The following is a 20178-nucleotide window of genomic DNA, read 5'->3' as shown; positions in this document are numbered from 1 at the left end:
CGAGCAGTCCTAGTGTGGTGGCGTCGGATCCCGTTTGGGCGAGAGTTCCGCCGGTCGTTGTTTGAGTGGTATCAGGGGTGGTGTTTCCGCCGGTCTGGGGCGGGTAGTCCGCCAGGGCAGGACCAACCGCGATGCCGGTCATGAGTATTGCGCCTGCGGCGCTCGCGATAATTTTCTTCATGTACCTAGAGTAGTCCTCTTCCGGTTTTTGGGGAATTTTTTTCCGAAAAACCTGTGCTGAGCCACGAATCGGATAGGAATTACGTCGACAACGCGAGATATTGAACGCGGTGCTTACGAGTGACTACAGAAAGTAACTGGATAGCGTCTGGCTCATCTCAGGGCGGAGGGGACGCTCGCCGTAGCGGATGCCGGTAAGTTGGGGGGCGGGACGAGTAGCCAAGTGAGGTCAGCATGACTAGTTTGCTGAGCAGTCTCCGGGATCAAATCGGGTCTACCAGTGTGTCCGATGCTGCGACCACCGGGCAACTCATTGACTGGATGGGGCGCAGCGGCGGGTCGGTCTGTGGCGTTGTGTATCCGGAGTCGACTGCAGCGCTGGCAGTAGTTCTGCAGACCGCAGCCCAGTTTGGGGTGCCAGTACAAATTCAAGGCGGGAACACCGGCCTCGTTGGTGGATCTATTCCTGGAGCGAATACCCCATCCGCATTGCTGGTTTCGTTGACTCGGCTTGTCGGAATCACCGAACTAGATGAGGTGGGCGGTCGGCTGACTGCGCTCGCGGGAACACCACTGGCAGACGTGCAGCGAGCGGCAGCGGCGGCTGGCTGGTGCTACGGAGTGGACCTCGCGGCTCGAGAGAGCGCGACAATCGGCGGCACGGTAGCGACCAATGCCGGCGGAATCCGAGTCTGCGCATTTGGTACCACTCGAGATCAACTGCTGGGGATCGAGGCAGTCTTAGCTGAAGGTGCGGTGGTGTCTGATCTGCATGGATTTGCCAAGGACAACACTGGCTACGACTTGGCTAGCTTGTTGTGCGGCTCGGAGGGAACGCTGGGCGTCATCACCGCAGTGCGATTGCGCCTCTGGCCAACTCCGCCGGCCGCGACCCTGGTTGCCTTTCCGGTTTCAGATCTCAGATCGGCTGCCGCGATCGCTGCCCGCGCAACCCGGCCGGGCTGTCCACTCTTGGCGGCAGAGGTGATCGATATCGCCGGCTGGCGGGGTGGGGCCCAAATGTTTGGCGGGACTGATCCATTGCCGCACACCGGTGACGGCTACGTGTCGTTGCTGGAGGTAGGTGATGGCGGTGAGGCTGCTGGCCTAACCCCAGTCGTCACCGATTCCCCTGGACTGATCATTGCTGTGGACGAAAGTGATCGACGACAGTTATGGGCGGTGCGCGAGCAGCAGAGTGAATTCTGGACTGCCCAATCGGGCGTCTCATTCAAGTTTGATGTGAGTGTTCCGACAGCGGCGCTGGACGAACTTGTCCAGGACGTTGAGCAAATTGCATCCGATAGTTCGGGGCGGCTGGGTGTCTTCGGTCATATCCGCGAACAAAACCTTCACTTGCAGCTGGAGCTGCCCACCGGTGTTGCCGAAGATCCCACTGATCGGGTGCTGCAGTTGGTAGCCGGTCTGGGTGGATCGATTTCGGCCGAGCACGGGGTGGGTCGAGACAAGGCCCGGTATCTAGCGCTGCGGCGCAACCCGGCAGAAATCGCTGCGATGCGTGCTATCAAGTCAGCTCTCGATCCGCACAGCCGGCTGAATCCCGGTGTTCTCCTCACGGAAGATCGGACACGAGAGTGATTGCCATGCCACCGGCTGCGTCATCGGTCATGCTGGCCACATGACGCTTCGCCCCTCCTGGCCCCAGGTAGTGGCTCATCGTGGTGCTGCTGCAGAGATCGCGGAGCACACCCTGAATGGCTATCTGCAGGCCATTGGCGAGGGAGCGGAAGCGCTGGAGTGTGACATTCGACTTACAGCTGATGGTCACCTGGTTTGTGTGCATGACAGTCGGATTGATCGCACCAGCGACGGCAGCGGGCGGGTTTCCAACAAAACGCTGTCGCAGTTGCGGCAATACGATTTCAGCTCCTGGCAGCACGGCGACGCTGAGCCGCCCGATCCAACGGGCTCGCTGCAGGGGCGTTCGGTCTTGACACTGGATGAACTACTGCAGATTGTCGTCGATTCGCCGCGCCGACTCGAAATTGCCATCGAGACCAAACATCCGACTCGGTACGGCGGTTTTACCGAACAGGCGCTGGTCAACCGGCTACAGCACTTTGGTTTGTACCGACCGGAAGAGGAAGCGACCCAGGTGCGCGTGATGTCATTTTCGCCGGTTGCCATGCGGCGGATGCGCGACCTCGCACCGGGCGTTCCCACTGTCTATTTGATGGAACAGACACCGCGGCTACTGCGCTCGGGTCAACTCCCCTACGACACCCGCATTGCGGGGCCTTCGGTGGACATCGTGCGCAACCAGCCCGATGTGGTTCGGCTGTGGCAGCAGCGTGGGCGGCCAGTTCATGTTTGGGTAGTTGATACCAAGGCGGACGTTGAACTCTGTATGAGAAGCGGGGTCGCCGCGATTATCAGTAACCGGCCGGGTGATGCGTTGCAATGGCGTTCGGAATGCTGGGCAGAACTCAGTGACGAGGTCGCGCCAGTGGATCAGTTTAGGGAGTGATCTGCGGGCCGCGGTTCAGTGACTCGGGCCGGACAGGGGGCCTCGGTTGCGGTACCAGCGCCATAATTAACCGCAAATAAAAAGTCCGAGCGCCACCAACGGGGGATATAGTGACGCTCGAACGTCTACGACTTTATCCCACCCGGTCTCCACTGCCAAGAGAGGGTCCCCATAGCCTTCGAAATGCGGGCAAAGCTGCGGAATCGTTATGTCCAGAGCGGACGAGCGGCCGCAATTGCGAGTTGGAGAACCTTTTTGGCTGGGATTTTCGTGTTCCGGGCTACGGCAGCGATATCTTCCCATTCTGGTTGCACGTTCACCACCTCGCCCTCGAGTTCGGCGACCTTGACCCGAATCGGTATTTCTAGCACCGTCACGGTTTCCATTCGCCGTTCCGCGGCGAACTTGGTGATGGGAGGGGCGGTGTCGTTGGTTGGAGTTCCGCTAATGCGCAGACCAATGGTGGTGGTCTGCCGAACCACCTCTTTGGCCAACTCGGTGGCGCGATCAGGACTGCACAGGACATGTAACGTAAAGGCTGGCCGGCCTTTCTTCATCTGGATGGGGGTCAGCCAGGCATCGCGGGCACCCGTCGCCAACAGCGATTGCAGTGCCCCAGGCCACAGCCGAGGTTCCATGTCGTCAACATTGCACTCCAACAGCGCTGCCCCGGGGCTGGTCCCGGTGTGCCGTGCTGTCGTTCCAAGCAGGGCTCGCACAATATTGGGGTGTTCCGCGGGGTTGCGGCTGCCAGCCCCTACTCCCACTCGGTCGACCACTAGGGCGGGTCCCGGTACCCAATCGTTGACCCAGGTCGTCAACAGGGCAGCCGCAGTGGGCGTGCAAGATTCGAAGGTTGCCGGTCCGGCAATGAGTCGCGCACCGCTGTTGGTCAGTAGGTCAAGCACGGCAGGTGCGGGAACCGGAATATGTCCGTGGGCGGTGTGGGCGTATCCGGAGCCAACGGCCACGGGGCCGGCCGTGACCGTCTCAGGAGCCAGCGAAGCCAAGGCGGCGCAGCACCCGACGATGTCCACGAGTGCATCGGTGCCGCCAACTTCATGAAAGTGCACCGAGTCAACCGCAACACCGTGGACGCTGGCTTCGGCGGCAGCGAGGCGGCCGAAGACCGCCAGTGACTTTTCCCGAATTTCTTCGGTCAGGTCTGCAGCGGTCAGCAACTCGTGGATAACTGACCACGGTCGGGCCGATTCGGCCTGGGGGAACTGCAAGTTCAGTTGAAGTGCCCGTAAGCCAGCCCGCTGGACTTGGTGAAAGGACAGGCTGACCTCAGGAGCGATAGCGGCGACGCTGCGCCGAATGAGTTGCTCATCAGCGCCAAGGTCGACCAGCGCAGACAGCAGCATGTCCCCAGCTGAGCCCAGGGTGGGGTCGAGGTGTAGGACTGACATGTCTTCAGCCTAGGGGCGACATGGTGGGTTGTGGGCCGCAAATAGATCAGTTGTCGCTGGCTGGGGGCGCGGACCGTGTCGATTGCCGGGCCACTCGAGCGGCGTGCACGCCCGCTCCGTAGCCGTTGTCGATATTGACGACGACAACTCCCGGAGCGCAGGAGTTCAGCATTCCCAACAAGGCGGCGATGCCCTGAAGCGAGGCCCCGTAGCCGACGCTCGTTGGCACCGCGACCAGTGGTGTTCCGGTGAGTCCGCCCACAACACTGGGTAAGGCGCCCTCCATACCCGCCACGACGATCAGACAGTCGTGTCGATTCAACTCATCGCGAACCGCCATGATTCGATGCAGACCGGCCACGCCCACGTCTGAGATCCGGGTGACCTCGCCGCCGTGTACCGCGACAGTGAGAGCGGCCTCTGCCGCTACCTGGTTGTCGGAGGTACCGGCACTGATGACGGCTACGCTTCCGACCGGTTGCGGCAGTGGCCCCACGACGATGGCTTGGGCTCCAGCGTCGGCGCGCACCACATCCGCCTCGACAGCATCGCAGATCCGATCGATGGCTTCGACGGGAACGCGAGTGGCGAGTACTGCCCGATCTGGATGGGCATGGTGCAGCCGAGACAGGATCGCGGTGATCTGGTCTTCGGTCTTGCCGGCACCGTAGACCGTTTCGGGATCGCCGGTTCGGGAATGGCGGTCGATATCGAGACGGGCAAAGCCGATATTGGCGACGTGAGAATCCGCAGAGGACATGGCTAGCACCTTAGTGCGGATAGGCTAGTGACGTGGACGTAGTTGCTCTGGTTTTGGCTGTAGTTGGGCTGATTGTCGCGGTGATAGCACTTCGCCGAGTCGATGTAGTCGAAGGTCGAGTCAAGCGGTGGGTAGGTGAACCTGCTGGTTCGGTGACAATTGGCTCGGTTGGTAGCGGTGAGGATACCGACGCTGCTGGAACGCAGCTCGCGACTGTTGCCACTGGGAAGTTCGATCGTGGCTTATCCCGAGTGGCTGTCGTCCACTACGATGCTTTCGAGGATCTCGGTGGTCGGCTGTCTTTCAGCGCAGCGGTACTCGATGACGATGGTTGTGGGCTAGTACTCACTACTATTCATGGCCGCAGTGAGACGCGTTCCTATGTCAAGCAGGTGCCGCCCCCAACTGATGGCTCGCAGCGAGAACTGTCACCGGAAGAGGCGAACGCTGTGGGCAACGCAATGCGCGGAGGTGACCAATGAGTACAACCGAAGTCGTTTATCTCGGTCCGCCCGGAACTTTCTCGGAGATGGCCGTAGCCGCTATGCCGAAACTTGCCGAGGCGACAACCACTCCTGCGACGTCGGTGATGGCCGCCTTGGACCAGGTGAGGTCGGGGGAGGCCGACCTCGCGGTCGTGCCGATCGAGAATTCCGTTGAAGGCTCAGTGTCAGGAACACTGGACGAACTCGCGGCTCAGCCGCCGTTGCGGATCGCGGCTGAGATCACCATTCCAGTGCGTTTTGCGCTCATGGTGGCGCCTGGGCAGAGTAAAGGTCCGGTGCGAATGATTGGGACTCATCCGCATGCCGCTGCTCAATGCCGGCGGTGGATTCACGACAACTATCCGGAGGCCGGGGTAGCGCATACCGATTCAACCGCTGCGGGCGCCATGGCGCTGGCTACCCCGGGGGAGCCGGGGTTTGATGCGGCCATAGCAACGACGGCAGCCGCCGAACAGTATGGGTTGGAGGTCATCGCATCGGATATCGCCGATAACCGCGAGGCAGTCACGCGCTTTGTTGGCGTAGGTCGGCCCGGCCCGCTACCGGCTGCCACCGGAGCAGACAAAACCAGCTTGGTGCTCTACATCCACGCGAACCGTGCCGGAGCCTTGTTGGAGATTCTGACCGAATTGGCGGTGCGGGGAATCAATATGACGCGGGTGGAGTCACGGCCCACTCGACACGCGCTAGGCGACTACTGCTTCTCTATCGACATAGAGGGCCACGCTGCCGACACCCGCGTCGGTGAAGCCTTGTTGGGGTTGCGGCGGGTGTGTGCTGATGTGCTTTTCCTAGGTTCTTATCCGCGTTGGGACGGCGTACCCACAAACGTTCCATCGGGGCTGAGCAACGCCGACTATCAGGAGGCGAGTGACTGGCTGACCCGGATTCGCAACGGTGAATCTTGATCCGATCAAAGACGATCTAAGAATGCCAGCGGTGGTGAGGTTTTCGGATCTCACCACCGCTGGCATTGTGCGTTGTCGCATTAGCGCTTCTGAATCACCCGGCCGTAGCCAGTCATTGTATTGGTGTACCAGCCGCTAATTCGGTCCACGCGGATCCCGCGCTGGGAGGTTGAGGCATGAACAATCTTGTTCTTGCCTATGTAGATCGCTACGTGGCCGTTTCCGTTGAAGAAGACCAAGTCACCGGGCTTGCGCTTTGCTGCGCTGACCCGTTTCACCGCAGCCTTTTGGCTGTATGAGGTGCGCGGCAGCGTTTTTCCGGTGGCCTTCCTAAAGGAATACACCACTAGGCCGGAGCAGTCGAAGGTGCTGGGTCCGGTTGAGCCCAGCACGTACCGGCTACCAACTTTGCTTTTGGCGATCTTGACGATGTCACGCCGCACCTTGACGGCTTTTTGCTTGTTCTTGACCGTGATCCGGCTCGTAGCTTCGGCGGTCGTAGAGCTGGGGGGTGCGACCACCAGCGCCGCGCCGGCGACTGCCGCGACAGCGGTGCCGACGATCAGTCGAGTGCGCGTGGCAACCATGGTTACTCCTTCTCATCGGGCCTGTTTTGGGCCGTACTTTCCCTAGGCCCGGAGGCCGTGTTGTCCAAAAGGGCCCCGGTGGGCCCTGGAAACGCCCCGGTCAGGGCGCAGCGCCGCGGGTAGAGGCGCCGAAGCGGATTTCGCTCGATGTCGGACTTACCGACCCCCGAAAGATGCCCAATTCGGCGGCGACACGAAAGGTGAACGCACGTATAACGGATGAATGTGAGACGAGTTTGAGATGAAAGGGGGACAAATGTGACACCAAGTAGCCAATTTTGCCGCGGATTCCGTAGAAGGCTGCCGTCGTCAAGCGAGACAGCAGAGTGGGCGATTACCTGGCGTGAAAGTCCTGTTACTTTTCTGTGACCTAGGGCACGGGGCCGCTATGCGTCCGCTATTAGGGAAGCAATCGCTGGAGCAGGTCAGCCACTCCGTCCTGCTCTGGATCTGGGATAACTTCATCTGCGGCTGCCACCACATCCGCGTGGGCCGAGGCTACTGCCGCACCGTGACCGGCCCAACGAATCATGGGAATGTCATTTGGCATATCACCAGCAGCGGCAATTTGCGCCGGTGGTAGCGACCAATCCGCAGCCAAGTTCGCAAGGGCGGTGGCCTTGTCTACGCCTGCTCGGGATATTTCCAACATTTGGTGGGTTCGACTGGCATGAGTCACATTGAGCGTCCCGCCGAGGGCCGTAGCGACAAGGCCCGCGAGTTCAGCTGTTTGCTCAGTGGCCCCCTCGGTGCGGACGAGTAGTTTCACAACACCGGGAATCTCATACAGTGGCTGATCAGCTACTTGCGCTACCGGTCGATCCGGCGGCACAAAACCTGGTTCCGGGAACAGCCCGGTGGCCGCGATGGGCCCGGGGAGCGCCTGCTCGGCAGCGAAGTAGAAGCTGCCGTCGAGCAGGTCGCCGATTGTCGCCATGGCCTCGCCCAAGACTGTCGCAGGGATGGCGGCGCTAGTAAGCACGGTGTCGGTGCTTAAGTCCACGGTCACGGCACCGTTGGCACAGACTGAAATTCCACTGCGGCCGGTGGCAGCCACGACTGGCGCCATCCAGCGAGGCGGTCGACCCGTCACGAAGAGGGTGCGCACGCCACGGTCGTGAGCGGTTGCGATGGCTGCCCGGGTCTTGTCGCTAATGGAACCGTCGGATCGCAGTAAGGTGCCGTCCAAGTCGGTGGCGAGCACCGATACACCCGAAAGCCGTCGTGGAGTCATGCCAACTCGAAGACTTCCCTGCCGCCGAGGAACGGCCGCAGCGCCTCGGGAATGCGGACGGTCCCAGTGGCGGTCTGATGGTTTTCCAGCAAAGCGACGATGACCCGTGGCATGGCCACCAGGGTGCCGTTCAAGGTAGCGACGTGCTGTGGGCTGCCGTCAGTACGTGACCGAATATTCAGCCGCCGAGACTGGAAGGTCGTGCAGTTGGACGTGGAGGTCACTTCTCGGTAGCGACCCTGCGTGGGAATCCAGGCTTCGATGTCGAACTTGCGAGCGGCGCTGGCACCCAAATCACCGGTAGCCACATCGATTACCCGATAGGGCAGCTGCAACTGGTCGAGGAATTCCCGCTCCCATCCGAGCAACCGCTCATGCTCCGTCTCGGCGTGCTCCGGTTGGCAGAAGGTGAACATCTCCACCTTGTCGAACTGATGCACGCGGATGATTCCGCGGGTGTCTTTGCCATGGGAACCGGCCTCGCGGCGGAAGCAGGGGGAGAAGCCGACGTACCGCAGCGGAAGTGCAGTTTCGTCCAAGATCTCTCCGGCGTGCATTCCTGCCAATGGGACCTCAGCGGTACCTACTAGATACATGTCGTCATCGGCGAGGTGGTAGACGTTCTCGGCAGCTTGACCCAGAAATCCCGTACCTGCCATGGTCTCGGGCCGAACCAGCGCCGGTGGAATCACGGGGGTGAGACCGTTCTTGACCGCCAGACTCATCGCAAGGTTGAGCAGCGCGAGTTCGAGAAGTGCGCCATCACCAGTGAGGTAAAAGAAGCGAGAGCCGGAAACTCGCGCCGCTCGCTCGGTGTCGATGGCTCCAAGCAGGCGCCCGATCTCCACGTGATCCCGTGGCTCGAAGCCTTCCGCGGCGAAATTTCGGGGACTTCCTACGGTGGCGACAGTGGTGAAATCTTCCTCGCCGCCGACCGGAGCCCGCAAATCAACCAGGTTGTCGATCGCCACTGCGGCAGACCGGACCTCGGGTTCGAGTTCGGCGGCGTGTGATTCTGCCTGCTTCACCTGCCCCGCAAGCTGCTCCGCCTGAGCCATCCACGCGTCCAACTCCGATTGCTGGGTAGCGTCGAGTTCACCACGTTTCGCTGCACCCCGTGCCGGCCCGATCCGCTTACTTAGCTGTTTCTGCTGAGCCCGCAGTTCCTCGAACTGCTGCAGAGCCAGTCGGTGCCGTTGATCTGCGGCCAAGAATCGGTCAACCGCAGCGGGATCGGCGCCACGGCGAGTTTGGGACTCGCGAACCGCGTCCGGATCCGAACGCAAAAGACGGGATTCGATCATGCCAACAGCCTAGGGCTACAGGTAGGGGCCGCTGGGAGGACGTCTGGGCTGGCCATCTTCGGATTGACTCTGACCACCGGGGCCGATCGCTCGGCGACGCATTTCCTGCAGCTGAGCCTGAGCAGCCATCTGTTGAGCGAAGAGCGTGGTCTGAATGCCGTGAAATAGGCCTTCCAGCCAGCCGACCAGTTGCGCCTGAGCAATTCGAAGTTCGGCATCCGATGGAGTGCTGTCGGGCCCGAACGGCAACGATAGTCGTTCTAGCTCGTCGACGAGTTCTGGGGCGAGCCCATCTTCCAGTTCCGCTACCGAGCGGGCATGTACCTCGCGCAATCGTTCGCGGGCGGCCTCATCCAGCGGTGAATCGCGGACCTCTTCGAGAAGCTGCTTGATCATTGAACCGATGCGCATCACCTTTGCTGGCTGTTCAACCAGATCGGTCACACCAACCTCAGCCGCCACAGTGTCATCCTGCGGTTGTTGGATGGGATCGCCGTCGGGGCCGACGACGATCACGTTTGGATCTGCGGGCTGAGATTCGGGTGTCATAGCTTGATTCTGGCACCCAATCTTGGTGTTGCAGCGCGAGGCTAGCGGTCGGCGCACAAGTCAACGGTCTTGAGCGCTAAAACGCGTCGCACCGATTCGTTGACCTGTGCTTCGGGGATGCGACCTTGACGAACTGCTTGGGTCAAGGTTCGTTGAAGTTCCTTGGCTTGCCGCATTTCGTCCCAGATGGCCATGTCTGCTCCGGCAGCAATTGCTTGTTCCACCGCCGTTGCCAGGCTGCGATTGTTAAGGATGGCCAAGGCCGATAGTGAATCGGTCATGATCACGCCGTCGAAGTCAAACTCGCTTCGGAGAAGTTTGTAGGTGGGGCTGGCGAGCGACGCTGGTTCTCCCTGTGACAAACCGGGCACGACTGCGTTGGTTGTCATGACGGCCACCGGAGACTCCTTGAGCAATGTCTCATAAGGCAGGAATTCCGACTTTCGAAGTTGGTCCAGTGGCGCGGTTTGGGCAGATTCTTCGTCAGTATTGCCAGTCCCGGTACCTAGTCCAGGAAAGTGCTTCAGGACGGGAACTATTCCGGCTTGCCGCATGCCTTCCGCAAAGGCGCCCGCGTAGCGAGTGACCTGCTCCGGAGTATTGCCATACGACCGATCACCAATAACTTCGTAGCTGGCCTGGCTCGAGACATCCACCACCGGTGCGAGATTCATGTTGAGCGACAACGCGCTCATCTGTTGTCCGATTCGACGCGCTTCCTTCTTAACCTCCGCCGGAGTCATCGTGTTGGCCATTTCCCGAGCCGAGGGGACGTAGCCGATGGTGTCTTTGAGTCGCTGCACCCGACCACCTTCTTGGTCTGCGGCGAGAAACGGCGGAATCTCGCCGCTGGCCGCATTGACTAAGGCCAGTTGACCGTCGGCGTAGAGGCCGCTGTCGGTACCGAGGAAGTTCACGCTTCCGACGTGGCCGCGGGCGACTCCGTCGATGGCATCGCTGAGCGCCACCTGACCGTAGTGGGTCGTGACACCACCCATCAGTAGTTGCGACACCCGCTGCTTGAGCGGCAGCTTCGCAATTTCCTGCTCTTGCGAACAGACGGGTGTCGTGGGCGAGGGGGCAGGTGTCGGTGGGTTGCTGCTAGGCGGTTCGGCGGCCGGGGTGGCTGCGCAACCGGTTAGACCCAATCCAGCGGCCACGAGGGCAACGAGGACGCCTTGCACGACGTAGTTCACCACCTCAGGTTAGTAAGTCACCGGGTCAGCTTCGGCTACGACCCACGCAGATTCGATCGGTAACTAGATCGAACGCCTCCCCTCTCGGCGATAACTGCCTGACAGATTTCGATAAGGCTACGTAGAGTAGTCACTTGGATACAGTCAAGTCATGTAATCACAGCAATACGTAGAGTAGTTATAATCAGCAGATTCTGATTCTGTAGTCAAGAAACACCCCCCAAATCAAAGAGTCACTTACGTAAAGTAGTCATTAAATGGCAACAGGTAGTAGTTACTGCCGAAATTTGTGCAGGCCTAGCCGGATGCCTTTCAATCAGGAGTGTTACGAAAAGTAGTCAACACGTTTTGGGAGGAACAAGATGGCTATCGCCGAAATCACGCCTCAGTTACTCGACGTCAAGGTGCCCGTAGGAAGCAGTGGCGTAGTAATCCCGGCACCACGTACCAGCGGCGAAGTTACGGCACCCAATCGGAGTCACTTCGGTGATCGACTGCTTGCCGGCTTGTTGCTATTCGCGCTGCTACCCGTGTTTCTCGTAATCGCGCTACTCATCAAGGTCGGTAGCCGAGGCCCGGTGTTCTTCAGCCAAGACCGAGTGGGACTGCACGGACAACTTTTTCCCTTCTTCAAGTTTCGGACCATGGTTCCCGGCGCGGATGCCTTGCGAGATGAAGCGCTGGGTACCCCAGATGAGGACATGACCGATCAGTACCGCAGCGATCCCCGCATTACGCGGGTCGGTAACTTCCTCCGGCGCTGGTCGCTGGACGAGTTGCCGCAGCTGCTCAACGTGTTGCGCGGCGAAATGGCGATCGTTGGCCCACGCCCGATGTTGCCGCGTGAGGTAGCGCTGTTGGAGCGCCCGCACCATCGTCGCCACGATGCGACTCCGGGCCTGACCGGTCTGTGGCAGGTCAGCGGCCGCAAGGAGACCACGTGGACCGAGCGGATGGAACTTGATTTGCGCTACGTGGATGAGCAGTCGACGCGATTCGATCTCGACATCATCCGGCGCACCGTGTCGGTCGTCCTTCGCGGTGAGGGCGCCTACTAGGAGCAGACCGACTCACAATACGAGCCTCAAGCGTCTCCATTGCTTGCATCGAGGTTCAGTAAATCGGCACTGCTGCTTGATTGGCGGATGACCACAACACGGTCGCCACGGTTCAACACCTTGATCACCTTGCCGTCGAAGCGATTGAGTTCGCCTTCCCGAATCACGCCGAGGACCAACTCGCCCCGGGCATCCAACTCTTCTGGACTGGTGCCGACTTCGGCACTGCTTACTTCTCTTTCCACCATTTCTAGGCCTTTGGAGGAGTCCAGCAGATCCTCCATCAGGCGCCCGGCAGTGGGAGAAACCAGTGATAAGGACAGCAGGCGGCCGACGGCCTCCGCGGTAACGATGACACCGTCAGCCCCGGAATCTCGCAGGAACTGAGCGCTAGAGGTCTCGCGAGCGGCAGACACCACAGTGGCGCGTGGAGCAAGACGCTTACTCAACATGGTGATGAGCACACTTGTCGCATCATCATCAGCCGCGATAACGACCCGACCGGCCCGGCTGATACCAGCTTGGGCGAGAACCGCCTCTCTGCGACCGTCCCCTTGAACGGCGGTGAGGCCCTGCTCGGCCGCTTCGCGGACACTTTCGTCGTCTTCTGCCACCACCACGATGCGCGAGGGAGACACACCACTGTCCAGCAGTGAGCGCACCGCGCTACGACCCTTTACCCCGAAACCAATGATCACGGTGTGATCGGACATTTTGTCTCTCCACTTCCGAACTCGCCAGTCGTACTGGGTTCGCTTGGTCAGTGCCTCGATGGCAGTCCCGACCAGGGTGATCAGGAATACGAATCGCAGCGGCGTGATGACAAACACGTTGATGAATCGTGCCGATGGTGTCACCGGTGAAATATCACCGTAGCCCGTTGTGGACAGTGAAACGGTTGCGTAGTAGAGCGCATCCAAGAAAGTCATGGTGCCGAGATCAGCATTCTGGTAACCGTCGCGATCCAGATAAACCACTATCGTGGTGGTCAGCACGCAGGCTACCGCTATCGAGATTCGGGTCAGAATTTGCCGGAGCGGCCGTACTGGACGACGGGGCAAAACTAGTCGCCCACCGAAGTCCTCGACGTCGTTTCCGCTGGCCACACTCCGACGTTAGCCGCCTTGGGCGGCTGCGGTTTGCTTTTCGCGTGGGCTAGTCGCTTCTGTCCCCGGTGGGTTCAGTTGCGGCCGGGTATGGTCACCACGGTTAAAGCGTCACCCCGCTGACCCCGACCGGGGTCCAGGAAACCGATCCCGGTGGCTCCCGCGACTGCGGCGAGCCCGTGCGGGCCATACCAAGGCTGCGTGACGGCGAGGTCGATCAGTTCACCAGGCTCAATGGCAACGGGGAGAGCGCGAGCATACGGCGTGGGTTCGAGGGAATCCCGCAGCATGACGGTGGGTTTCGTTATGTCTGCGTGTGCGGCCAGAGCTGACAAGGTCGGGTCGAGAAGCAGAGCCATGCCGATTGCGGCATCGCAGGGCTCATGAGGAAGCACCAGTACCCGGCGGTTATCGGGTAGTTCAGCCAACAGCACCGCCCCGCCCGGTCGCACCGCGACACCGTCGATGAGGAACTCCGCACCAAGTTGTTGCAGCGCAGACCTTGCGCCGAGGCTGAGACCCGGTTCCGGACCGCCGGATATAACCACCAGATCGCCACCCGCAGCATCAAGCGCTGCAGCGATTTCGCTGGCCTCGGGGGCCACCGAGGCCAGCGGCAGGCACCTAGCCCCGGCGCCCATGATCCACGCCGGCAGTAGTGACCGCACCACGTCTCGGTCGCGCCCCCGACGTGGCGGACCGGACGGCAGCAGTCGAGTCGTCAGCATGATGGGCGCCACGCTGGCGGGTGGATACACCAAGACGTCGTCGGCCCCGGCCGCCGCCGCCAAAGCCAATGTCCCTGCAGTAAACGTGTCACCGGACTTGTGTAAGACCTGGCCATGGCTGGCTGTTGCGCCAACTGTTGTAATCCCAAAGCCTTGCCGCAGTCGGCCGGGGCGGCTAGCAGGTTTGCCCTCCTCCCCGACCAGTACAGTGCGGCCGTCACCTTCGACCACAGCAAAACGGTCGGCGAGTACGGCATCGGTTCCAGTGGGTAGCATCGCGCCGGCTGCGATCGGAGTCGCACAACCATCCGCTAGTTCATTGTGCGCGGGGTGCGGGACGACTGCCCACGGTCCGAGTCCTCGCACTGCCCAGCCTGACTCGGTAGCGGCTGGGTCGGGAGGCAGATCTGCTAGGGCTGAAATGGGTTCGGCCAGCGTGCTACCGATCGCCGACAGTAGGTCGACTCGACGGGGCGGGATGGGATCGACCTCCGTCGCGATGCGGATCGCCAATTGCCAAGTGATGGGCGCCATGTCTTCATCGTCCCCTGACTTCGTCGCGCGAGGTTGCTGCGACACGAACCGTGGCTACGGTGTTGGGCTTAGATCGGCGCTGGAGTCTCGATAGGCAAGTTTGTTGCGGCGAAGTTCTTGACGCCGGCGTCAACTTGACAGTAGCGTCAAGTTCGTGGGGCAAGTAATACGCAGTTCCGTTGATAGCAATGCAGAACCGTTCACGTCGAATCGGGCTGCCATGGCTGAGAGCCTGGCCGAGATAGACGACCTGCTGACTCAGGTAACCCGTGGTGGCGGTACCACGGATGCCGACAAGGCGAATCGCAGCGTCGGGCGATTACGTTCTCGCGGCAAAATGTTGCCGCGAGAGCGAATCGAGTACTTGCTGGACCCGATGTCGGGCTTTCTCGAGCTATCACCGTTGGCCGGTTGGGGCACTGACGATCCCCTCGGGGGTGGCATTGTCACCGGGATTGGCACTATCTCGGGTACCGAGTGCATGGTGATTGCCAACGATCCGACCGTGAAGGGTGGTTCCCAGGGGCCGACGGCAGTTCGTAAGGGACTACGTGCGATGGATATCGCCCGCGAGAACCGGTTGCCGCTTGTCAGTCTGACTGAGTCAGGTGGTGCGGACCTGCCCAAGCAGGCCGACATCTTCGTGCCCGGCGGAGCATCCTTTAAGAACCTGACGCAACTTTCTGCAGCGGGTATCCCCACCATCACGTTGGTGTTCGGCTCGAGCACCGCGGGCGGGGCCTACGTGCCCGGGATGAGCGACTACGTCGTACTGCAGAAAGAGGCGGCTCGGGTGTATCTGGGCGGTCCGCCGCTGGTAAAGATGGCGATCGACGAAGACGCAGACGACGAGCAACTCGGCGGTGCGGAAATGCATGCCAGAACCAGCGGGCTAGCCGACTACTTGGCTGAGGACGAGGCGGATGCGCTTCGGATCGGCCGGCAAATCGTGTCTCATCTGCGGTGGCGAAAACAAGGACCAGGACCGGATGAAGCAGCGGCAGCCCCGTTGTACGACCCAGAAGAACTGCTCGGCATCCCGAGTGCCGATGTACGGATGCCCTTCGAGGCGCGCGAGGTACTAGCCCGGGTCGTTGATGGTTCGGAGTTTGAAGAGTTCAAACCGCTGTATGGCACCACCCTGGTGACCGGCTGGGGTCATATTGGTGGTTTCCCGGTTGGCGTCCTGGCCAACAACGGGATCTTGTTCAGCGAAGAGAGCCACAAAGGCGCTCAGTTCATTCAACTGTGCAACCGGATGGACGTACCGATCCTGTTCGCGCAAAACATCACCGGCTTCATGGTCGGCACCAAATACGAACAGGGCGGCATCATCAAAGACGGTGCCAAGTTGATCAACGCGGTATCCAACAGCAGCGTGCCGCACATCACCTTGATGATGGGTGCCTCCTACGGTGCCGGAAACTACGGCATGAGCGGTCGAGCCTATGACCCACGGTTCGTCTTCAGTTGGCCCAACCACCGCATCGCTGTAATGGGGCCCAAACAGTTGGCCGGGGTACTGAACATCGTTGCTCGGCAAAAGACCGAAAAAGCCGGAGCGGAGTTTGACGAGGCAGCTTTCGCCCCTATCCGCGATGCCTTTGAAAACCAGGTGGAATCGGAATCGACCAGCTTGTTCGCGACTGGACGCATCTGGGACGACGGCATCATCGATCCACGAGACACCCGCGCGGTGCTGACCATGGCGCTTTCCGCCGCCCATTCCGGACCAGTGCAAGGTACTAGCGGCTACGGCGTTTGGCGGATGTGATGAGTCGAAACGAGGAAAACATGCCAGTAGAGGCAACTATCCGACGAGTCCTGGTCGCCAACCGGGGCGAGATAGCGATTCGAGTGTTCGACACGGCTCGTGAGATGGGAATCACCTGCGTGGCGGTGTATTCGGATGCAGATCGAAACGGTCGACATGTGCGCGCCGCCGACTTGGCGGTGCATCTTCCCGGCAATGCCTCCGCAGACACATATCTGAACATCCCGGCGATCTTGGCTGCTGCGAAGCGCACTGAGGCTGATGCCATCCACCCCGGCTATGGCTTTCTAGCGGAGAATCCAGAGTTTGCCGAAGCGGTAGTTGGCGCTGGCCTGACCTGGATTGGGCCACCTCCGGAAGCGATCCGCGCCATGGCGCTGAAAGTGGAAGCGAAGAACGCCGCGGCTGCCGCGGGAGTTCCGCTGGTCCCCGGCGCAGAACTAGACGCCGACCTAACCGAGGTACAGATCGCTGAGCGAGCTGAGCAGGTTGGCTATCCGGTGATGATCAAGGCATCTGCTGGCGGTGGCGGCAAGGGCATGCGAGTGGTGTCACAGCCCGATGAGTTGTTGCCTGCGGTTGAAGGGGCCCGGCGAGAGTCGCAATCTTCCTTTGGCGATCCGACAGTATTTCTGGAGCGCTACTTGCCGCGGGCTCGCCACGTCGAAGTGCAGGTCTTTGGCGACCAGCATGGCAACTACCTGCATCTATTCGATCGGGAATGTTCGATTCAACGGCGCCACCAAAAGATCATCGAAGAGGCTCCGTCCCCCGGAACTACTGATGTGACTCGGGAACGCATGTACACCGCTGCGCTGTCCCTGGCAGCCCGGATCGGTTATGTCGGAGCAGGAACGGTGGAGTTTCTGGTGTCCGGGGACGGTGATGCGCAGGAGTTCTTCTTCCTCGAGATGAACACCCGACTGCAGGTGGAGCACCGAGTTACGGAAGAAATCACCGGTACCGATTTGGTGCAGTGGCAGATCCTGGTTGCTCAAGGTAAAGAGTTCACCGTTGAGCAGGATGATCTCGACATCGACGGCCACGCCATCGAGGTTCGGTTGTATGCGGAGGACCCATCCCAGGGCTTCCTGCCCAGCGTGGGCAAGATTGGTCAGTTTGCGTCGCCCAGCGCTCTCGGAGCAGTGGTCGATGCCTCGTATTCGGCCGGGGATTCGGTTCCGCAGTTCTATGACCCGTTGCTTGCCAAGATCACGACGTCTGGCCCCGACCGGCAAACCACTACCCAGGAGATGCTGCAGGCATTATCGGAGACCACCGTCACCGGAGTCACCACGAATCGGGACATGCTGCTCGCGATTTTGGGTTCGTTTCCGTTTTTCGCCGGCGACACCACAACCGCCTTCCTGGAAGAGCACCCTGGTTTGCTCGCCGGAAACCTGCTGCCGGAAGGCCAGAATCCGCCGCCAGCACTAGTAGTGGCGGCGGCTTTCCATCATCTCGACACCGTAGATGCCGCTGATCACTGGATCACCGATGTGTTCGCAGGCAACCTGAGTGCCGACCCAGTGCCGCCGCGGTTCCGCAACGTGAGTGGCACGCCGGGGTTCCTTGGCCTGCAGTACGGCTCGGGTGAGTCCGCGCGCCGTGTATGGGTACTGCATGAGTCCGGCCGCGATAACCGTTGGCGGGTATGGCTGAATCCTGGCGAGGAACCCTACAGCGCAGAACGGGAGTTCATCGGCGAGGTGCGGGTTACCCGGCCGGCCCCGGATGAAGATGCGTTGCCGGATCAGTTTCTGTTGGTGGAGATCGACGGACTTGTGAGTCGGATCGAGACTGATACCGACGAGGCGGGTATCCGCGTGGTGGGGGTAGATGGCAGATTCCAGTTCCGGCCAATATCGGTCGGCGAACAAAATGACGCAGGTACCGGCGATCAAGGTCCGGTATCCCCACTGCCAGGAACTGTCGCTGCCATTGAGGTAGAGCCCGGGCAGCAGGTCAACGAGGGCGAGACGCTGGTTGTACTGGAGGCCATGAAAATGGAGCACCGCATCACTGCGGATAGCGACGGCACCATCGATCAGGTGCTCGTGACACCGGGACAGTCGGTGGAAGCGCACCAGGTGCTAGTAACTTTCGCGGCAGGGGGCGACGATGACTGAGTCTCGACGTCCAATCCGGATTGCCAACTGCTCGGGTTTTTTCGGCGATCGACTGTCGGCAGCCCGCGAGATGGTGGACGGTGGACCGATCGATGTCCTCACCGGTGATTGGCTAGCGGAACTCACCATGCTCATCCTTGCGCGGCAGCGGATGAAGCATGGCGTGGGTTCCGGCTATGCCCGAACCTTCCTCACCCAGATGAAAGACGTGCTCGGCGACTGTCTAGACCGCAACATCAAGGTGGTCACCGACGCGGGCGGTCTCGATCCGCAAGGGCTGGCTGACGCGCTCGCGGATGCAGCGGACAAGGCGGGCTTGCAGCCGCGCATCGCTGTGGTGACCGGTGACGATATTTCTGATCGAGTTGCCGAGCTGACGGACAACGGTGAGGAGTTCCGCAATCTGGACACCGGGGAGCTCTTTGCGGACATGGGCACCCCCTCTTTGGCGGCGAATGCCTATCTCGGGGGTCGCGCCATTACGGCAGCGTTGGCGGCAGGAGCCGACGTGGTGATCACCGGTCGGGTGACTGATGCAGCGTTGGCGATCGGTCCAGCCGCTTGGTGGCACGGTTGGGATTACGACAACGTCGCCGACCTGAATCGGTTCGCCGGGGCCCTGGTGGCGGGCCATGTTATTGAATGTGGCGCCCAGGCTACGGGCGGCAACTACTCCTTCTTTACCGACGTCCCGAGTCTGGAAAACGTCGGATTCCCCATCGCAGAAATCGGTGGCGATGGGACCAGCGTGATCACCAAGCATCCCGGTACCGGCGGTTTGGTGAGTCCTGGAACCGTGACAGCACAGTTGCTTTATGAAGTCGGGGATGCGGTCTATCTCAATCCCGATGTCAGCGCTGACTTCCGCAGTATTCGACTGGATCAAGTTGGCCGTGATCGCGTCCGGATTTCCGGTGTTGTCGGTGCCCCACCACCAGATCGGCTCAAAGTCTCACTGAACTACCTGGGCGGCTTCCGCAACTCGATGACACTGGTGCTGACCGGGCTCGATATTGAGGCGAAAGCTGACGTTGCGCTGCGAACCATCGCTGGAGTCACCCTGGCGGACTGCAAACGATCCCCAGTTGAGCTGGCCGCCACCAGCACGCTGAACGTGACTGAACTGACAGTCGATCTGCTGCGAGCTGACTCCGAAGACCCCACTGACGTCGCTTCCGCCCAAGCTCACTTACGGCTCACGGTCAAGGACGGCAACCCTGACAACGTCGGAAAAGCCTTTACCGCTCGAGCAGTGGAATCAGCCTTGGCCAGCTACCCAGGTATGTTTCCCACTGCGGTCCCCACACCCGGAACCCCCTATGGCGTGTTTTGGCCGACAACCGTCGCCGGTGCCGCGGTTAGCGCAAAGGTGTCGCTAGCTGGCGAGGAGATTACGACCTTGCCCGGTAGCTCACCCCTAGCCGAGCAGGCAACGCCGGAATCAATCGCAACGACTGAGCCAGTGGTCGAGGAGACGAGCCGAGCCGACATGGTCCGCATCCCACTGGGTTGGGTCGCCGGAGCCCGCAGCGGTGATAAGGGTGGCAATGCCAATGTCGGGGTGTGGATCCCCGATCCAGTTGAGATTGAGGCCGTGGCATTAGCTGGTGGTGAGGCCGATGCACTGACCGTTCCTGAGATCAACAGCCCGGATGACCTCGCGGAGATCTGGAAATCTGACGATCCGCTGCAGGTTGATCCGGCCGCGGACGAACGAGCCGATCG

General features: G+C 60.8%; 17 protein-coding genes and 1 pseudogene. 8 read left to right on the top strand and 10 right to left on the bottom strand.

Annotated elements, in window-relative coordinates:
- Positions 1 to 181, bottom strand: a 181-nt coding sequence (locus K0U62_06785) for a hypothetical protein (protein ID MCH9801221.1), incomplete at its 3' end; no start/stop codon positions are given.
- A 233-nt stretch (positions 182 to 414) separates the two neighbouring features.
- On the opposite strand from K0U62_06785, the gene K0U62_06780 reads away from it, so the two are divergent.
- Together K0U62_06780 and K0U62_06775 are read left to right on the top strand one after the other, a co-directional pair.
- Positions 415 to 1779 carry an FAD-binding oxidoreductase gene (locus K0U62_06780; GenBank protein MCH9801220.1) on the top strand — a complete coding sequence of 455 codons (1365 nt, stop codon included), beginning with the start codon at positions 415 to 417 and terminating at the stop codon, positions 1777 to 1779.
- A 40-nt stretch (positions 1780 to 1819) separates the two neighbouring features.
- Positions 1820 to 2668, top strand: a complete 849-nt coding sequence (locus K0U62_06775) for a glycerophosphodiester phosphodiesterase (protein ID MCH9801219.1) — start codon at positions 1820 to 1822, stop codon at positions 2666 to 2668.
- A 206-nt stretch (positions 2669 to 2874) separates the two neighbouring features.
- On the opposite strand, the gene larC is transcribed toward K0U62_06775, so the two are convergent.
- The gene (larC, locus tag K0U62_06770) at positions 2875 to 4080 is read right to left on the bottom strand and encodes a nickel pincer cofactor biosynthesis protein LarC (GenBank protein MCH9801218.1); all 1206 of its coding nucleotides are present in this window, start codon (positions 4078 to 4080) and stop codon (positions 2875 to 2877) included.
- 46 nt (positions 4081 to 4126) lie between these two features.
- Complete coding sequence (gene larB / locus K0U62_06765) at positions 4127 to 4840, bottom strand: nickel pincer cofactor biosynthesis protein LarB (GenBank protein ID MCH9801217.1); 714 nt, start codon at positions 4838 to 4840, stop codon at positions 4127 to 4129.
- Positions 4841 to 4893: 53 nt separating this feature from the next.
- Between larB and K0U62_06760 the strand changes: the two genes are divergently transcribed.
- Positions 4894 to 5322, top strand: coding sequence for a DUF4446 family protein (locus tag K0U62_06760; protein ID MCH9801216.1), 429 nt, complete (start codon positions 4894 to 4896; stop codon positions 5320 to 5322).
- A complete protein-coding gene (pheA, locus tag K0U62_06755; protein ID MCH9801215.1) occupies positions 5319 to 6254 on the top strand; it encodes a prephenate dehydratase in 936 nt (311 codons plus the stop codon). Before K0U62_06760 ends, pheA begins: the two co-directional genes overlap by 4 nt.
- 80 nt (positions 6255 to 6334) lie before the next feature.
- Here the strand turns inward: pheA and K0U62_06750 are convergent, their stop codons facing one another.
- From K0U62_06750 to K0U62_06730, 5 genes are all read right to left on the bottom strand, one after another.
- Positions 6335 to 6841: a C40 family peptidase gene (locus K0U62_06750; protein ID MCH9801214.1), complete on the bottom strand. Its 507-nt coding sequence runs from the start codon at positions 6839 to 6841 to the stop codon at positions 6335 to 6337.
- A 400-nt stretch (positions 6842 to 7241) separates the two neighbouring features.
- Positions 7242 to 8045, bottom strand: a complete 804-nt coding sequence (locus K0U62_06745) for an HAD family hydrolase (GenBank protein ID MCH9801213.1) — start codon at positions 8043 to 8045, stop codon at positions 7242 to 7244.
- A gap of 26 nt (positions 8046 to 8071) precedes the next feature.
- On the bottom strand, positions 8072 to 9379 hold the full coding sequence (gene serS / locus K0U62_06740; GenBank protein MCH9801212.1) for a serine--tRNA ligase: 1308 nt from the start codon (positions 9377 to 9379) through the stop codon (positions 8072 to 8074).
- Positions 9380 to 9394: 15 nt separating this feature from the next.
- Positions 9395 to 9928 (bottom strand): bacterial proteasome activator family protein, encoded by a 534-nt coding sequence (locus tag K0U62_06735; GenBank protein MCH9801211.1) that lies wholly within the window; start codon positions 9926 to 9928, stop codon positions 9395 to 9397.
- A gap of 41 nt (positions 9929 to 9969) precedes the next feature.
- On the bottom strand, positions 9970 to 11124 hold the full coding sequence (locus K0U62_06730) for a glycoside hydrolase family 3 protein (GenBank protein MCH9801210.1): 1155 nt from the start codon (positions 11122 to 11124) through the stop codon (positions 9970 to 9972).
- A 362-nt stretch (positions 11125 to 11486) separates the two neighbouring features.
- On the opposite strand from K0U62_06730, the gene K0U62_06725 reads away from it, so the two are divergent.
- A complete protein-coding gene (locus K0U62_06725; GenBank protein MCH9801209.1) occupies positions 11487 to 12182 on the top strand; it encodes a sugar transferase in 696 nt (231 codons plus the stop codon).
- 26 nt (positions 12183 to 12208) lie between these two features.
- On the opposite strand, the gene K0U62_06720 is transcribed toward K0U62_06725, so the two are convergent.
- Complete coding sequence (locus tag K0U62_06720) at positions 12209 to 13288, bottom strand: potassium channel family protein (GenBank protein MCH9801208.1); 1080 nt, start codon at positions 13286 to 13288, stop codon at positions 12209 to 12211.
- Positions 13289 to 13362: 74 nt separating this feature from the next.
- Positions 13363 to 14595, bottom strand: a complete 1233-nt coding sequence (locus tag K0U62_06715; protein ID MCH9801207.1) for a hypothetical protein — start codon at positions 14593 to 14595, stop codon at positions 13363 to 13365.
- Positions 14596 to 14770: 175 nt separating this feature from the next.
- On the opposite strand from K0U62_06715, the gene K0U62_06710 reads away from it, so the two are divergent.
- The 3 genes and pseudogenes from K0U62_06710 to K0U62_06700 all read left to right on the top strand — a co-directional run bounded on the left by K0U62_06710 (position 14771) and on the right by K0U62_06700 (position 20023).
- A complete protein-coding gene (locus tag K0U62_06710) occupies positions 14771 to 16324 on the top strand; it encodes an acyl-CoA carboxylase subunit beta (GenBank protein ID MCH9801206.1) in 1554 nt (517 codons plus the stop codon).
- A complete protein-coding gene (locus tag K0U62_06705) occupies positions 16324 to 18453 on the top strand; it encodes an ATP-grasp domain-containing protein (protein MCH9801205.1) in 2130 nt (709 codons plus the stop codon). Before K0U62_06710 ends, K0U62_06705 begins: the two co-directional genes overlap by 1 nt.
- Positions 18446 to 20023, top strand: a pseudogene (locus K0U62_06700) (DUF1446 domain-containing protein). The gene K0U62_06705 and the pseudogene K0U62_06700 overlap by 8 nt, the downstream one beginning before the upstream one ends.
- Positions 20024 to 20178 lie beyond the last annotated feature (155 nt).

The sequence above is a fragment of the Actinomycetes bacterium genome (assembly GCA_022599915.1).
In the GTDB taxonomy this organism is placed as follows: Bacteria; Actinomycetota; Actinomycetes; order S36-B12.
The sequence above is the reverse complement of the archived record's forward strand: the minus strand, read 5'-3'. Positions and strand labels throughout refer to the sequence as shown.

Coding starts and splice junctions, on each gene's coding strand:
- K0U62_06705 (MCH9801205.1), top strand. CDS start 16,324: ATGAGTCGAAACGAGGAAAACATGCCAGTAGAGGCAACTATCCGACGA.
- K0U62_06780 (MCH9801220.1), top strand. CDS start 415: ATGACTAGTTTGCTGAGCAGTCTCCGGGATCAAATCGGGTCTACCAGT.
- K0U62_06710 (MCH9801206.1), top strand. CDS start 14,771: ATGGCTGAGAGCCTGGCCGAGATAGACGACCTGCTGACTCAGGTAACC.
- K0U62_06750 (MCH9801214.1), bottom strand. CDS start 6,841: ATGGTTGCCACGCGCACTCGACTGATCGTCGGCACCGCTGTCGCGGCA.
- pheA (MCH9801215.1), top strand. CDS start 5,319: ATGAGTACAACCGAAGTCGTTTATCTCGGTCCGCCCGGAACTTTCTCG.
- larC (MCH9801218.1), bottom strand. CDS start 4,080: ATGTCAGTCCTACACCTCGACCCCACCCTGGGCTCAGCTGGGGACATG.
- K0U62_06775 (MCH9801219.1), top strand. CDS start 1,820: ATGACGCTTCGCCCCTCCTGGCCCCAGGTAGTGGCTCATCGTGGTGCT.
- larB (MCH9801217.1), bottom strand. CDS start 4,840: ATGTCCTCTGCGGATTCTCACGTCGCCAATATCGGCTTTGCCCGTCTC.
- K0U62_06725 (MCH9801209.1), top strand. CDS start 11,487: ATGGCTATCGCCGAAATCACGCCTCAGTTACTCGACGTCAAGGTGCCC.
- serS (MCH9801212.1), bottom strand. CDS start 9,379: ATGATCGAATCCCGTCTTTTGCGTTCGGATCCGGACGCGGTTCGCGAG.
- K0U62_06735 (MCH9801211.1), bottom strand. CDS start 9,928: ATGACACCCGAATCTCAGCCCGCAGATCCAAACGTGATCGTCGTCGGC.